This window comes from Abyssibacter sp. (assembly GCF_964229365.1).
Classification (GTDB): Bacteria; Pseudomonadota; Gammaproteobacteria; order Nevskiales; family OUC007; genus Abyssibacter.
In genome coordinates this window covers 1-15868 of record NZ_CAXRDQ010000012.1, presented here as the reverse complement: position 1 = coordinate 15868, position 15868 = coordinate 1, and the positions used below count along the sequence as shown (strand labels likewise).

Annotated in this window: 10 protein-coding genes and 2 pseudogenes; 6 read left to right on the top strand and 6 right to left on the bottom strand. The window is 64.2% G+C overall.

What is annotated here, in order from left to right:
• Positions 1–126: 126 nt before the first annotated feature.
• Positions 127–465 carry a tRNA-binding protein gene (locus ACE1EY_RS01670; RefSeq protein WP_370299292.1) on the bottom strand — a complete coding sequence of 113 codons (339 nt, stop codon included), beginning with the start codon at positions 463–465 and terminating at the stop codon, positions 127–129.
• A 153-nt stretch (positions 466–618) separates the two neighbouring features.
• On the opposite strand from ACE1EY_RS01670, the gene ACE1EY_RS01665 reads away from it, so the two are divergent.
• From ACE1EY_RS01665 to ACE1EY_RS01655, 3 genes are all read left to right on the top strand, one after another.
• A complete protein-coding gene (locus ACE1EY_RS01665) occupies positions 619–3030 on the top strand; it encodes a neutral/alkaline non-lysosomal ceramidase N-terminal domain-containing protein (RefSeq protein WP_370299291.1) in 2412 nt (803 codons plus the stop codon).
• A gap of 77 nt (positions 3031–3107) precedes the next feature.
• Entirely contained in the window at positions 3108–4913 is a 1806-nt protein-coding gene (locus ACE1EY_RS01660) for an acyl-CoA dehydrogenase (protein ID WP_291512361.1), read from the top strand.
• Positions 4914–4997: 84 nt separating this feature from the next.
• A complete protein-coding gene (locus tag ACE1EY_RS01655; protein ID WP_291512362.1) occupies positions 4998–6245 on the top strand; it encodes an EAL domain-containing protein in 1248 nt (415 codons plus the stop codon).
• Here ACE1EY_RS01655 and ACE1EY_RS01650 read toward each other — a convergent pair.
• Positions 6242–7090 (bottom strand): zinc metalloprotease, encoded by an 849-nt coding sequence (locus ACE1EY_RS01650; RefSeq protein WP_291512363.1) that lies wholly within the window; start codon positions 7088–7090, stop codon positions 6242–6244. The genes ACE1EY_RS01655 and ACE1EY_RS01650 overlap by 4 nt on opposite strands.
• 361 nt (positions 7091–7451) lie before the next feature.
• Here ACE1EY_RS01650 and ACE1EY_RS01645 point away from each other — a divergent pair, with 361 nt between their 5' ends.
• Complete coding sequence (locus ACE1EY_RS01645) at positions 7452–8783, top strand: DEAD/DEAH box helicase (protein WP_291512364.1); 1332 nt, start codon at positions 7452–7454, stop codon at positions 8781–8783.
• 33 nt (positions 8784–8816) lie between these two features.
• On the opposite strand, the gene recQ is transcribed toward ACE1EY_RS01645, so the two are convergent.
• On the bottom strand, positions 8817–10613 hold the full coding sequence (gene recQ / locus ACE1EY_RS01640; RefSeq protein ID WP_370299290.1) for a DNA helicase RecQ: 1797 nt from the start codon (positions 10611–10613) through the stop codon (positions 8817–8819).
• 126 nt (positions 10614–10739) lie between these two features.
• On the opposite strand from recQ, the gene ACE1EY_RS01635 reads away from it, so the two are divergent.
• The gene (locus tag ACE1EY_RS01635; protein ID WP_291512366.1) at positions 10740–11834 is read left to right on the top strand and encodes an efflux RND transporter periplasmic adaptor subunit; all 1095 of its coding nucleotides are present in this window, start codon (positions 10740–10742) and stop codon (positions 11832–11834) included.
• Positions 11831–14932, top strand: coding sequence for an efflux RND transporter permease subunit (locus ACE1EY_RS01630; protein WP_370299289.1), 3102 nt, complete (start codon positions 11831–11833; stop codon positions 14930–14932). The genes ACE1EY_RS01635 and ACE1EY_RS01630 overlap by 4 nt, the downstream gene beginning before the upstream one ends.
• Before the next feature lie 17 nt (positions 14933–14949).
• On the opposite strand, the pseudogene ACE1EY_RS01625 reads toward ACE1EY_RS01630, so the two are convergent.
• The 3 genes and pseudogenes from ACE1EY_RS01625 to ACE1EY_RS01615 all read right to left on the bottom strand — a co-directional run.
• Positions 14950–15093, bottom strand: a pseudogene (locus ACE1EY_RS01625) (IS3 family transposase); the annotation flags it as partial.
• A gap of 236 nt (positions 15094–15329) precedes the next feature.
• Positions 15330–15704, bottom strand: a complete 375-nt coding sequence (locus tag ACE1EY_RS01620; protein ID WP_370299288.1) for a hypothetical protein — start codon at positions 15702–15704, stop codon at positions 15330–15332.
• Between the two features lie 24 nt (positions 15705–15728).
• Positions 15729–15868: pseudogene (locus ACE1EY_RS01615) on the bottom strand (IS481 family transposase); the annotation flags it as partial.

Below are 15868 nucleotides of genomic sequence, written 5' to 3'. Positions count from 1 at the left end.
TGAAATCAGGCCATGCGGCGTTACTCGTCGCTTGTTTGGAATGACCAAACTTCACTCCTCGCGCCTTGCCTGGCCTGTTTTCAGGCGGCAACTTGGCGGCGGGAATAGATCAGTGTTTCCCTACCCCTAACCCAGCTTCGCTCCGTTGGGCACCGGCTGGTCGGGCACGGCCAGCACCACCGCCCCGTCATCGCGATAAAACCCGGTGATCAGACACTCCGAGCGCATCGGGCCGATCTGCTTGGGCGGAAAGTTCACCACCCCCACCACTTGCCGCCCGACTAGCTCGTCCAGCGCATACAGGTCGGTGATCTGCGCGCTGGACTTCAGCTCTCCAAGCTCGGGACCGAAGTCCACCCGTAACCGGTACGCCGGCCGATGGGCTTCCGGAAACGGCTCAGCCGACACGACAGTGCCGATGCGCAGCTGGACCTTCGCGAAGTCGTCCCAGGTAATCGTGTCCATGTGTTTAGCCGAGGTCTTGTGAATCACGCGTTCAGGGCTGCACCGCAATGACGCATGGAACCAGGCTGTGCCATTGCCCGTGTCAATGCATTCTGCGACGGCTTGGCGCAGGCTATTCGATGCATCGGCCAAGCTTTTCGGGGGGAATGTTGCATGCATGAGATCAGCGCTGCCAAACACGGCACGGCATGGCCTTGCGCCATCGCATTGGCAGGGGCGTTGCTCCAGGGCTGCGGCCAGAGTCCTGAACCCCGGTCCCTGCAACCAGACCCGCCGCCCGCCGAACTGGTCTGTCGCGTCGATGCGCTGAGCGAAGCTGACATCCTCGCCGTGGCGCGTCCGGAACCCGATGCCCCGCTGGCGACCCTCGCCCACTACGCCCCGCGCTCGGCCGTCCGCGCGCCGGATGCCACGCTGAACAGCGGCGCCTGCACCAACAACACGCAATTTCGATACGCGGCGGGCCGCGGCGACATCACCGGGCCGATCGGCGCCAACATGGCCGGGTATGTCGACACCGACCAGATCTCCAACGGTCTGCTGGACCGCCAGCATGCCCGCGCCTTCATCATCGAGACGGCTTGCAGCGGTGCCAGCGAACGCGTGGTGCTGGTGCAGATGGACATCGGCCTGATGTTTCACTCGATTCGCCAAACCGTACTGGATCGGCTGGCCGAGGACCCCGTCCTTGCCCCGCTGTACACCGACAGCAATCTGCTGATGAATGCCTCCCACAGCCATGCCACGGCCGCCGGGCAGTCGCATTTCGATGCCTATCACGTGCTTACGCTGGGCCACGATGCCCAGGCGCTGGAGCACGCGGTGTCGGGTGTGATCAACGCCATCACCCGCGCCCACCGGGCGCTCCAAGAGGCCGTGCCGGGGCCGATCCGCTACAACCAGGGCGAATTGCTCAACGGCACGGTCAACCGTTCCATCGAAGCCTACGCGCAGAACCCGGCCGATGAGCGAGCTGCCTTCGTCGACACCCAAGGCCGCGAGGTGACGACCAACCGGATGATGAGCCTGCTGAAGCTGGTACGCGACGATGGCACCGCCGTGGGCATGATCAACTGGTATGCCATCCACGGCACATCGATCTGGCAGAACAATCTGCAGCTGTCGGGCGATAACAAGGGCTATGCCGGCTACCGCTTCGAACAGGATTTCACCAACATGAACCCGGATTTTCTCGCCGGCTTCATGCAGGCTGACGAGGGCGATGCATCACCGAACCTGTTCATCGTCGACCTCAGCGAAGATGAGTTGCGGAACCTGGACTCCGACGGCTTCCAGCACCGGGCCGGCGGCCGCACCGAGGCCGAGAACGCCTTGATTGCCGGCTACAAGCAGTACCGGCGCGCGCGCGATCTCTATGACGCCGCCGAGCAGCCCCTGGTGGGCGGGGTTGGCCACCGTTCGATCCTCGTCGATTTTTCCAGCGTGCAGGTCGATGCACCGCGCGACTATCCCGCTGCCCTGCAACCAGACGATGGCGTCTACGCGGCCTGCACCAGCGCGCTGGGCGTGTCCTTCGCCGGCGGCGCCGAAGACGGGCGTGGCCCGACCGCGGAAGGTCAGACCTGCGCCGATGTCACCGACCTGAACGCAATTGTCGAATTGATCGAGGAGAACTTCGCCGCCGGGTCAGCGGGCGCCATCCCGCCCGGTCTGATCGTGCCGGTCGGCTGCAATAATCCTGCCTTCGACCTGCTCGGCTACGCGTGCCATGCGGAAAAGCCGATCATCTTCCCGCTGGGCCTGCCGTCGCCATTCCTCCCGACCCAGTCGCTGGAACCGCAGACCGTCCAATTGCAGGTCATCACCATCGGCAATCTGGCGATTGTTGCCGTGCCTTGGGAGGTCACGACCATGTCGGGCCGCCGTATCCGCACGGCCGTGCTGGACACCCTGGACGATGCCGGCATCGATTACGCCGTGATCTCGGGTTTGAGCAACGGCTTCGTGCACTACCTGACAACGCGCGAGGAGTATTCCCAGCAATACTACGAGGGCGCATCTACCGTGTTCGGCCCCTGGTCGCAGGAGGCATTAACACAGGAACTCGAGCGCATCGCTCTCCAGCTACGCAACGGCGAGCCGGCGAGCAGCCCTTACGCCGACCCCGCCTTTCGCAGCCAGCTCACACTCATGCGCAACCCGATGCTGGCCGCCGACGGTACGCCGGCCGGCGCGTTCGGCGATGTCACGACACCACCCGACTTGCAGTATCAGCTCGGAGACGAGCGGATCGAGATCGTCGTGGAGTTTGCCGCCGGCCACCCACGCAACGACATGCGCCTGGACGCTAGCCTGCTCTATGTCGAGCGGCAGCAAACCGACGGAAGCTGGACGACAATCCGCACCGATGCCGATTGGTTCACCCGCTTCGAATACGTGGCCGCCGCCCTGCCCACAGGCGAAAACCACGCGCGGGTGACCTGGATTGTCGAGCCGGAGACCGAACCGGGCATCTACCGCATCCGGCATGCCGGTGCGAGCGGGGCCGGGCCGTATGAAGGCATCACCGATGTATTCGAACTGCTGCCCTGCGACGACGCCTGAACGCCCCTAGCGACAGTGGCTCCGCCTGCGGTGAAGTGGCACCATCAGCGGCCCGGAGACAAGAAACACCGGCGTACATGAGCTCACTAATCAACCGCCGCGACCTCGATTTTCTGTTGTTCGAGTACCTGGATGCCGGCGCGCTGACGGCGTTCGACCGCTACGCCGAACACGATCGCGCGACCTTCGAGGCGGTGATCGACGCCGCCGAACAGCTGGCGGTGGACCAGTTCCAGTCGCATGCAGCCAAGCTGGATGCCAACGAACCGCACTTTGACGGCGAGCACGTGCACATCATCCCCGAGGTCAAGGCCGCGGTGGATGCCTATATCGACGGCGGCTTTCTCGGCATGGCCTTCGACACTAAGGACGGTGGGCTGCAACTGCCCTACACCATCGCCCAGGCCTGTGCCTCGCTGTTCTCGGCGGCGAACATCGGCACTGCGGGCTATGCCTTCTTGACCGGGGCCGCGGCGAACATGCTGCGCATCGTCGGCAGCGAGGAACAGAAAAAACGTTACATGCGCCCGATGATTGAGGGTCGCTTCTTCGGAACCATGTGTCTGTCCGAGCCCCAGGCGGGATCATCGCTGGGCGACATCAAGACCCGCGCGATTCCACAGGCGGACGGAACCTACCACCTCAAGGGGACGAAAATGTGGATCTCCGGCGGCGAGCACGACCTGTCGGAAAACATCGTGCACATGGTGCTCGCGAAGATCGAGGCGCCGGACACGCCCCCCGGCACCAAGGGCATTTCGCTGTTCGTCGTGCCGAAGTACATGGTCGGCGACGATGGCCGCCTGGGCGCCCGCAACGGCGTGCGGCTGGCCGGCCTCAACCACAAGATGGGCTATCGCGGCACGGTCAACACGGTGCTGAATTTCGGCGAGACGGAAGACTGTGTCGGCGAACTGGTCGGCACGGCGCACAAGGGCCTGGCCGGCATGTTCCACATGATGAACGAAGCCCGAATCGGGGTCGGCATGGGGGCGGCCGTGCTCGGCTATGCGGGCTACCAGGTCGCGCTGGACTACGCCAAGAACCGACCGCAGGGGCGGCCGGTCGCCGACAAGAACCCATCGTCCAAACCGATCGCAATCATCGATCATGCCGATATACGCCGCCTGCTGTTGGCGCAGAAGGCCGCGGTCGAAGGCGCTTACGGGCTTTGTCTTTACTGCGCGAAGCTGGTGGACACGGTGGATGCCGGCGCCGACGAGCAGGCCGCCGCCCGGGCCGGATTGCTGCTGGAGATTCTGACACCCATCGCCAAATCCTGGCCCAGCGAGTTCTGCCTGGAGGCGAACAAGCATGCCATCCAGGTGCTTGGCGGCTACGGCTACACCCGTGACTATCCGGTCGAACGGCTTTACCGCGACAATCGCCTGAACCCGATCCACGAAGGCACCCATGGCATCCAGGGGTTGGACCTGCTCGGCCGCAAGGTGCTGATGCAGGACGGCGCGGCGTTCAAGCTGCTGATCGCGACCATCACCGAATCCATCGAAGCCAACGCCACCACCGAGGTCCTCTCAGAATTCGCGACAGCATTGAGAGACGCGCTACAAGCCGCCAGCAGCACGACACAAACGCTGATCGGCGCCGCGATGGCAGGACAGACCGACCGTTTCCTCGCCAACGCCACCATCTATCTCGACATGCTTGGCCACATCGTGCTCGCCTGGCAGTGGCTAGAGCAGGCCAGTATCGCCATGCGCCGGCGCGGCGATGCCACCGAAAGCGACCGGACCTTCTACGACGGCAAGCTTGCCGCCTGCCAATACTTCTTCCGCTACGAGCTGCCGAAGATCCACACGCAATGCGCGTTGCTGGCGCGGTTGGACACGACAACCTTGGCCGTGGACGCATCGAGCCTGTAACCTCCGTGGCCGGGGCGGGCGGCATGAAACTTGATGGCGAATCCGCGACTTAGAACACATCCTGAAACCGGAACCTGAATTCGGATGTCATGCGCCATACAAGGTTTTGACGAAGCACTCGCCGTCGAGGACGATCGCTTCGTTGCCTATTTCGAGGGTTTCCGGCTGGAAAGCACGTTCCAGCCGATCTTCAGCCATGCCCACCATCGGGCGATCGGGCACGAGGCACTCCTAAGAATCACCGACGGCGAAGGCGCTCCGATCGGCCCGCTCCAGTTCCTTTGCAAGCAATGGGCGCCGACCGACGCCGTCGCGCTAAACGCGCTCATCGCCCGCATGCATGTCGCAAACTTCCGGCGCTCGGAGCCGGTGGACCGCTGGCTGTTCCTCAATGTCGATCCGGTGGACACCATCCGCACCTTGCAGGCGGTTGAGGCCCTGGGCCAAGCGTTGCGCGATCACGGCATCACCCCTGAATCCGTCGTCATCGAGATTGTCGAACAGGACATTCCGAACTCCGGTGATCTGCTCGACATCGTCGCGGCCTATCGAGAGTTGGGCTGCCTGATCGCCATCGATGACTTTGGCACCGGATTTTCCAATCTCGCCCGGATGATCAAGTTCCGGCCCGACATCGTGAAACTCGACCGCACCTTTGTAGCCGATACCGGCAGCGACGTGCATTCGGCACGCTGTCTGCCACTGATCGTCAACATGCTGCATGAGATCGGCTCGCTGGTGCTGGCCGAAGGCGTAGAAAGCGAGCAGCACGCACTCACATCGGTGCGCGCCGATGTGGATTTGATGCAAGGGTTCTACTTCGCCCGGCCGCAACGCGACATCGAGTCCGGCCCGCCCAGCAGCCTGCCGGTATTGCGGGATATCACGCGGCTGTCCGACCAACAGGTGCTGGACTACGAATCGGCCTTTCAACTCGCATTGCAGGACTATCAGGCTGCCTTCGCCACCATGCTGGTGGAGATGCGCTGTGGTGCCGATCTATCGGCCGCAGCAGCGCCGATTCTGGCCATGAAGCGCGCCGTGCATCTCTACGTGCTCGACACCGACGGGCGCCAGGTGGGGCGCAATGTCCATGGCGCAAATCGGCGGGTCTATGGACAAACACCGCACAAGCCCTTGCTCAACGGCGAGGGCGCCAAGTGGACGCATCGGCCATATTTCCGGCGCGCCCGCCTGCGCCGCCATGAAATGCAGATCACCCGGCCCTACCTGTCGCTCACCGGCGCCTTCATGTGTGTGACGCTATCGCAGTCAACCGACATCGCAGGCCGCGAGCACGTCGTGTGTTGCGACCTGGAGTACCCGCTCTAGGGCGATCGGTACTGGGCGTGCATGGCGTCCATGCGTTCGGATTGATCCAGCGTAAAACGGATCATGCAGAAGTCGTCGACATAATCCATGAAGTTGTCGACCGGATCGTCGCCAGGCTTGCGCGGCCCCTTGCAGCTGTCGCGCCCCACCGGGCATCCGTAGGCCGGGCTGCGCTCGAACGGCGTGTCGTCCACGGAATCCCCGGCACCACGGCATCCGCCCTGGAAGGTGTGATAAAGCCCGAGCCAGTGACCCACCTCATGCGTGCCGGTGTCGCCCTCGTTGTAAGGCGCCGCTGATCCGCCGGGCAGGCTGGAATAAAGCACGACCACACCGTCGGCATCAGGGTTCGCGCTGTAACCCCATGGCAGTGTCGCGTAGCCGAGCACGCCGCCAGACGGATTGGCCGAGTAGATGTTCAGCGTTTCCGCACCGCCCACGCGCAGGCTTGATTTGGCGGCATCCGGATTCGCGTACCACACCGGATTGGTCGTCCGGGTCACACCCTCCAGGGTGAACACGAAGGGCGTGCCGGCATAGGCATCGTTAAGCACGACCATCTGGTCATCAATCTGGTCCATCGGCACATTGCCCTGGTCCGGTAACGACCCCTGGCTGATCACATGGAACCAGACCGGAATCTCCACGCTCGCGGGCGCTCGGAACAAGCCGCGGCGCGTATTGATGCGGCGCGCCTTGAACGCCGAGAAATCACGTTCGATCAGCTCGATCTCGGCCTCCGACGGCATGATGGCGCTGCAACGCTCGCCCGCCCAGCGTCCGTCGACCGCAGCCGCCGAGGTGCTCAGCAACGCGGCGCCAAGCATCAAGATCATCTGTTTCATCGGGACTCCCTGTAACCGATTGGCCCTGATGGCCGATCTATGCAGTATAGCCAGACATCTGGCTCCCTCAATCGAACGCGCGTCGCATTAATCCAGCGATCCGGCGCTGCGGGTTATTCTTCCCTTCACGTGCTTGGGCACCCTGCGGTCATCTCCAGCGTCTGTGGGAGTGCGCGGCCCGCCTCGATCGAGTCCGGACAAACCCCGCGGGCCCGTGTACACTGCGCGCCCTCAGCCCGCCGTCCTCCGGTGATAGCGGCATCCGGTCGATCTTCGACCGGGTCGATTTGCAGCGACACCGCTGCCCTCTTTTCATCAGCCTGAACCGGACTGCTCGCGCAGACAGGCTTCAGGAGTACACATGCATTTTTCCGAACTCGGGCTTCATGAAGCCCTGCTGAGCGCTGTTGCGCGCGAAGGTTATTCCACCCCGACCCCGATCCAGCAGCAGGCGATTCCCGCCGTGCTCGGCGACCAGGACTTGATGGCCGCTGCGCAGACCGGCACCGGCAAGACCGCAGCCTTCACGCTGCCCATCCTGCACAAGCTGGCAACGTCCAGCGAACGCCGCGGTAAGGCGCCGAGGGTCTTGATCCTGACGCCGACCCGCGAGCTAGCCGCGCAGGTGTCCGCGAGCGTGGACACCTACGGTAGCGACCTCAAGCCCCGCACCGCCGTCATTTTCGGCGGCGTGAGCCCGCGGCCGCAGATCGCCGCGATGCGCTCCGGGCTGGACCTGCTGGTTGCCACGCCGGGCCGGCTGCTTGATCACGCCCAGCAGGGCAATCTGGACTTGTCGGCGGTTGAAGTCTTCGTGCTCGACGAAGCCGACCGCATGCTGGACATGGGCTTTGTTCACGACATCAAGCGCGTGATCAAGCTGCTGCCGCAGCGGCGTCAGAACCTGCTGTTCTCGGCGACGTTCTCCGACGACATCCGCACGCTGGCCAGACGCCTGCTGAACGACCCCGTCGAGATCAACGTGGCACCGAAGAACTCCACGGCCGAAACCATCGCCCAGTCCGTGGTCCATGTCGAAAAGCGCCGCAAGCGCGCGCTGTTGTCATGGATGATCGGCACCAACAACTGGCAGCAGGTGCTGGTGTTCACGCGGACCAAGCACGGCGCCAACCGGTTGAGCAAGCAGCTCGAAACCGATGGCCTGGCGGCTGCGGCGATTCACGGCAACAAGAGCCAAAACGCGCGGACCAACGCCCTGAACGGGTTCAAGGCCGGCACCGTGCGCGTGCTCGTCGCCACCGATATTGCCGCCCGCGGCATCGATATCGACCAGCTGCCGCATGTCATCAACTACGAGCTGCCGAATGTGGCCGAGGACTACGTCCACCGCATCGGCCGCACCGGTCGTGCGGGTGTCGAGGGCGAGGCCTTGTCGCTGATCGAGGGCGAGGAAGTGAAGCTGCTCAAGGGCATCGAGCGCCTGATCGGGCGCAAGATTCCGGTGCGCGAGGTTGAAGGCTTCGATTTCAACGCCCCGCTGCCGGCCGCCGAACGCGACGAACGCGGCCCGCGTCCGCAACGTCCGGCCCGCAACAATGCATCGCGCGGACAGCCGCCAAAACAGCGCAGCCAGTCGCGAGGCGGGCAGGCCAAATCCGGCGATCAACCCTCCGGCGCAAAGCGGCGTCGGCGCCCGCGCCGGCAGACCACGGGTGGTGGCCAGTCACGCTAGGAAAGCGCTGACTGAATTTGCGCTACCCGGGTGTCAAGCGGGTGCGGCGATCAATTCCAATATCGCCGCCCCGTAGCGCTCCAACCGCTTGGCGGAAACACCGCTAATGGCGGCCAGGGATGCATCGTCCGCGGGTTTCTCGCGGGCGATGTCTCGCAAGGTTGCGTCATGGAACACCACATAGGCCGGCACCCCCTGCTCGTCGGCTTCGTCCTTGCGCCAGGCGCGCAGACGCTCGAACAAGGCCTCATCACCAGGGGCCAGTGAAGCCTGCGGCGCGCGTGCACGCCGGCTGCTGCCTGCCGGCGCAGCCGCCTTGCGGCGCACGCGGATGGACTGCTCACCCTTGAGCAACCCACGGGCCGACTTGGTGAGATGCAGTCCGCCGAAGCCACCGACATCCACATCCAGATGCCCGCGTGCGATCAACTGCCGGAACAGCCGGCGCCAGCGATCCGCGGTGAGTTCCTGGCCGATACCGAAGGTGGATAGCTGGTCGTGACCGAACCGGCTGGCGCGCTCGTCGCGTTTGCCCAGCAGGTGGTCAACCAGATAGCTGACCCCGAAACGCTGACCAGTGCGATACACCGCCGACAAGGCCTGGCGCGCCGACTGCGTGGCGTCATCGGTGTCTGGCGGCCACAGACAGTTGTCGCAGTTGCCGCAGGCCTGTTCCAGCGTCTCGCCGAAGTAGCGCAGCAAGGGCTGCCGGCGGCAGGTGTCCAACTCGCAATATCCCAGCATGGCGTCCAGCTTGCTGCGCTCGATCCGCTTGCGACCATCCTCGGCCTCGCCCGAATCGATCATCTGCCGGCGCTGCACCACATCGCCGAGACCGTAGAGCATCCAGGCATCGGCCGGCTCGCCATCGCGACCGGCGCGGCCGGTTTCCTGGTAGTACGCCTCGACGCTGCCCGGCAAATCCAGATGAGCGACAAAACGCACGTCCGGCTTGTCGATGCCCATGCCAAATGCGATGGTCGCGACGACGACCACGCCGTCCTCGCGCAGAAACCGGCTCTGATTCGCCGCACGGCGTTCGGCCCCGAGTCCGGCGTGATACGGCACGGCGTCGAAGCCTTCGTCGCGCAGCCACTCGGCGGTGGCTTCGACCTTTTTGCGCGACAGGCAATAGACCACGCCGGCGTCGCCCGGATGCTCCTTTTGCAGAAACCGCAGCAACTGCTGCTTGGCATTGGCCCGCTCGCTAACCCGGTAACGAATGTTGGGCCGGTCGAAGCTGGCAACAAAACGCTGCGGATCGTGCAGCGCCAGCCGCTGGGTGATCTCGTCGCGCGTGGGCACATCGGCCGTGGCCGTGAGCGCCATGCGGGGCACGCCGGGGAAGCGATCGGCCAAGGTCGCCAGCCCCAGATATTCGGGGCGGAAGTCATGCCCCCATTGCGAGACGCAATGCGCCTCGTCGATGGCGATTAGCGCCAGCCTGAGCTCGGCCAGCAACTCCAAGGTGCGCGGCATCAGCAGGCGTTCTGGCGCCAGATACAGCAGATCGAGCTGCCCGGCCCGCAGTTGGGCCTCCACGTCCGAGGCTTCCTGATAGTCCAGCGTGGAGTTGAGGTAGGCCGCGCGCACCCCAAGCTGACGCAAGGCGGCGACCTGATCGGACATCAGCGCAATCAACGGCGAGACCACCACGCCGACTCCCGGTCGGACCAGCGACGGAATCTGGTAGCACACCGACTTGCCGCCGCCCGTGGGCATGAGCACCAGGGCGTCGCGCCCGGCAATGGCGGCATCGACAATCGCCGCCTGCTCACCGCGAAACTCCGAATACCCGTAAACCCGCTGCAGAACTTCGATTGCCGACATGCCGGGTATTGTGAGCCAGTGGCCGGACGACTGCGACCGCTTGACACCGTTCGGCGCAGGCCTGTGAATTCGGCAAGATGGTCCACGACGTCCGTGAATCAATCCGTGATTTCTTAAAGGTCCGCCATGGAACGGCTCCCCCGATACCGCTTGCTCGCGCTTGGCGGTCTGCTCGCCGCGCTGTCGCCCACGCTGGGCTCAGCCCAGGCCACGCCGGTGACGGCGCAGACGATCTCGGCCTCGCGCACGGCCGCGCCGCTGGTGCTCTCCGGCACGTTCACCGCGCGCCAGCGCTCGGATTTGTCCCCGGCCGTGCCCGGCCTGGTGCAGACGCTGCAGGTGGATGTCGGTGACACCGTTGCGGCGGGCGATGTACTCATCCGACTGGACACCGAACTCGCACAGCTGCAACTGGACCGCCTGCGCGCAGCGCAGACGGAAGCCGAGGCGCTACGTGATGAAGCCCAGCGCCAGGCGGAGCAGGCCAAGTTGCTGGCGCAGTCCGGCGATCTTTCCGCCTCGCTGGCGCAGACTCGTTTGGCCGAGGCCGCCACGGCAAACGCACGGCTCGCAAGCCGTGAGGCCGAGGCTCGCGAGCAGGCCGCGCGCGTCGAGCGGCATGTGTTGCGCGCGCCGTATGCCGGGGTGATCACCGGGCGCTACACCGATGCAGGCGAATGGGCTGTGCCGGGCACGCCGGTGTTGGAACTGGTCGACCTGGCCAGCCTGCGACTCGACGTGCAGGTACCGCAGGCGCGGTTTGCCGACATCACCGCCGACACCCGCGTGTCGGTGCGCACGCCGGCCCTGCCGGGCCAGATGCTGGACGCCACGGTGCAGGCTACGGTGCCGGTTAGCGACCCCACGGCCCGCACCTTGCAGGTTCGGCTGTCGGTCGACAACAGCCGGCGACAGCTGTTGCCCGGCATGTCGGCCCAGGCCGAATTCGCGGTGCAAAGCGAGGCCGAACGGGTTCTTGCCCCGCGCGATGCATTGGTGCGCCGGCCGGACGGTGCCTATGGCGTCTGGGTTGTGACGCAACGAGACGGCGAGCTACGCGTCAGCGTCCGCCGTGTGCAGACCGGCCGTACGGTCGGGGGCGATGTCGAGATTCGCGACGGCCTGTCACCGGGTGACCGCGTCGTCGTGCGCGGCAACGAGGGGCTTAGCGATGGTCAGGCGGTGCGCATCGTCGACCGCATCGGGCAGTCGAAACCGTGATCGACGCCATCGTCCGGCGCGGCACGCTGCTCACCGTCGCAGCCCTGGTGCTGTGCGTGCTCGGTCTGCTCGCCGCGTTTCGTGTGCCGGTGCAGATGATCCCCGACCTGGAGGTGCGTGAGATTTCCGTGCGCACCAACTGGCCGGGTGCGACGCCCCAGGACGTCGAAAAGGAAATCCTGATCGAACAGGAGGAGTTCCTGCGTGCGGTGCCGAACCTGTCGCGGTTGATTGCCTATGCCTCAACGGGCCGCGCGGAGATCGAGCTGGAGTTTCCCTTTGGCACCGACATCACCCAAGCGCTGATCGACGTCAACAACGCGCTGTCGCAGGTGCCCGCCTATCCCGAGACGGTGGACGAACCGCGGGTCACGGCCGATTCGTTTTCGCAGAACTCGTTCATGTACTACCGCGTGGTGCCGCTGCCCGGCAATCCGCGCGCGCTGGACATGGACATGATGCGGGACTTTATCGACGACAACGTGCGCACGCGCATGGAACGCGTGCGCGGCGTGTCGCAGGTGGATGTGCGCGGCGGCGCTGAGCGTCAGATCCAGATTTACGTTGATCCCGCAGCACTGGCCGAGCGTGGCATTTCGCTGAGCCAGCTGCGCGGCGTTATCCGCGAGCGCAATCGCGATATTTCCGCCGGCGATCTGAACACCGGCAAGCGTCGCTATCTGCTGCGCACCGTGGGGCGCTTTGACAGCCTGATCGAGATCGAGGATCTGATCATCGCGCGGCAGGGCGACGCCGTGGTGCGGCTGCGCGACGTCGCCGAGATCCGGCTGGATCATTTCGAGTTACGCAGCCTCTCCTACGCCGAAGGCGCGCCGGCGATCACCCTGGCGGTGAATCGCATTTCGGGCTCGAACGTCATCTCCATCAAGGACGCGATGGGGCCGATGGTCGAGAGCATCAACCGCGAGGTGCTGGAACCGGCCGGCATGCGCATGAGCCTGACCAGCGACGACGTGCGCTATGTCGAGGCCTCGGTGGCGAATGTCTGGAAGAACCTCGGCATCGGCGCCGTGCTCGCGACTCTGGTGCTGTTCCTGTTCCTGCGCTCGGCCAGGGCCACGGCGGTTGGCGTAATCGGCGTGCCCATCTGCACCATCGCCGCATTCATGGGACTGCTGCTGGCCGATCGCACGATCAACGTGATCTCGCTCGCCGGCGTCGCCTTCGCGATCGGCATGACCCTGGACAACACCATCGTCGTGCTGGAGGCCATCGAGCGCGAGCGCCGCAGCGGACTGAACCGCTTCGATTCCGCCGTCGCCGGCGTCAAGCGCGTGTGGAGCGCCGTATTGGCCTCGACACTGACGACGGTGCTGGTTTTCGCCCCGATCCTGTTCATCGAGGAGGAGGCCGGCCAGCTCTACTCCGACATCGCGGTGGCGATTTCAGCCTCGATCCTGGCGTCGATGATCGTCGCCATCACCCTGGTGCCGACGGCTGCCGCACGCTTGCAGATGGCGGAGAACCGGCCGGAACCGGGCCGCGCGGTGCGCCAGCAGGTGGCCCGCTGCGTGGCATGGCTGGTGGCAACGCGGACGCGGCGCTGGACCTACCTCGCCGGTCTGACCGCGCTGGTCGTCGGCGTGCTGGTGTTCCTGACCCCGCCCGCGGAATACTTGCCGGAGGGCGAGGAACCAAAGCTGTTCGCGCGGATGATCGCACCGCCGGGCTACAACCTGGACGAGATGTCGACCATCGCCGACGACGTCCAGGCCAAGCTGATGCCCTATGTCGATGATGACCCGGAGCGCTACGCCCGCGGCGAGGCGGATGTGCCGGCGCTGGCGTACATCAACCTGTCCGTCGAGGCCGGCAGCCTGCGGATCATCACCGAAACGATTCGTCCGTCGCAGATCGATGCACTCATTCCCATCCTCTCCGATCTCTACGAGTCCTACCCGGGGATGCGCGCCTTCGTCTCCCGCGGCTCCATCATCACCAGCAATGATGGCGGCACGCGCAGCGTTAACGTCGACATATCCGGCGCGGAGCTGGCCGATATCTATGCCGCGGCCGAGCAGGTCTACAACCGCGCCCGCGAGGTGCTGGACGACCCGCAGATCGGCTCGCAGCCATCATCGCTCACCCTGAACCAGCCGCTGGTGGAAGTTCGTCCCGACTGGTTGCGTGTCGCCGAGCTAGGGCTGAGCGCGGAAGAGCTGGGCTTTGCGGTGGCGGCGCTGTCGGACGGCGCCTTTGTCGACGAATACTTCGTCGGCGACGACAAGGTCGATATCTATCTGTACAGCCAGGCCGGTAATGCGCAGGACCTGTCTGCCCTGCCGGAATTGCCCATCGCCACCGCCGCCGGCATTGTCCCGATTTCTGCCGTCGCCACGCTGATCGACACCGTGGATACCGACGAGATTCGCCGCGTCAACGGCCAGCGCACGGTCACGCTGAACATCATCGCGCCGAGAGCCGTGGCGCTGGAAACAGCCGTGGAGATCATCCGCGACGACGTGATCGACCAGCTCAACCGGTCGGGCCAGCTGCCTGCCGGGGTGGTACTGGATATCTCGGGCGCGGCCGACCAACTTGACGCGACCCGCGAGGCGCTGTCCGGCAACTTCGTTGTGTCGCTGATCCTCTGCTATCTGCTACTGGTGGCCATTTTCACGCACTGGGGCTATCCCTTCGTGATCATGACCATCGTCCCGCTGGGAGTGGCCGGCGGCATCGGCGGACTGGTGCTGCTGAATCTGCTCACCCGACAGCCCTTCGACATGATTTCCATGCTGGGCTTTCTGATCCTGCTCGGCACGGTGGTCAACAACCCCATCCTGATCGTTGACCGCACCCTGCAGAATCTGCGCGACGGCCAGACCTCCCCACAGCAGGCAGTCACCGAAGCGGTCGATGCCCGGCTGCGACCGATCATGATGTCGATGATCACCACGGTCGCCGGCCTGTCACCACTGGTGTTCATCCCCGGTGCCGGCACGGAGCTCTACCGCGGCGTCGGCGTCATCGTGCTGGCTGGCCTGGTGTTCTCGACGGTCGTCACGGTCACGCTGCTGCCCGTGCTGCTGACGACGGTGCTGCAACTGCGCGCGAGCGCTCCGACTTTGCGCTGACGCGATGGGGGGAACCTTACGTCGGCATGCTTCACCCAGCCCGGCAAGGTCTGCGGCACGCAACCAATCTTGGGGGCAATGGATTCGACGGCAGCCCACAGTGATGAATACTCGCTGCGGTGTTCCTGGACGAGCTGAGCGGCTCGCTCGCGGACTGCAGGGAAAACCTAAGGAAGGCCTGATCTTCTCACGCCGCCAAGTTGCTGCCTGACAACAGGCCAGGCAAGGCGCGAGCAGTGAAGTTGAGTCATTCCAAATCGGCAACGAGCACCCATTCGCCGGGAGCGAATTGAAACCGCCGAAGGGGGACACGCATGGACGCGCCGACTAACGCTGCATGGCCTATTTTCAGGCGCTATCCGAATGGAACGGACCGGTTCACCACGCCGATTCGGCGCTAACCCCCTCGCACCTTTTTCTCAGCCATCCAAGCCAAAGCAAGGTTTAAAACAACAAGAGCTCCTGTCACGCACATGGCAACAACAGAATAACGCTCAGATCGCTTAACCAAGGAGGCATTTGACTCGGCAGTAGATCGCCTTAACTGCAAGCAAGACGTATAAGATCGCACGATAACGTGCGCGCGCCTTTCTAGCTCTTGATGATTTTCCGCACCAAAAATCATGTCATCTAATTTTTTTTCGGATATTACCCCTTTACTTTGCGTAGCCGCGTAATCTAGGATTTTTCCTGTCGACGAAAACGACTCTAAGATTAGAAGCATCGCCACAATAGATAAAAATGAGTTTACCGCGTAAATCTTATTTTTCATTGCTTCGCAACCAAGGGGCAGGGGTTAGCTGTCGGGTCCCGGAAGATTCCGTACATTTCGCCGAAAAAGTTGAGGGTGTGATTGTGCCCACTGTTTCATCGCCTGTATCGGTGCTTGGTGTTTGAGCGCCTTCTGAGGCAGGTGATGGTTGTACAGCCACACGT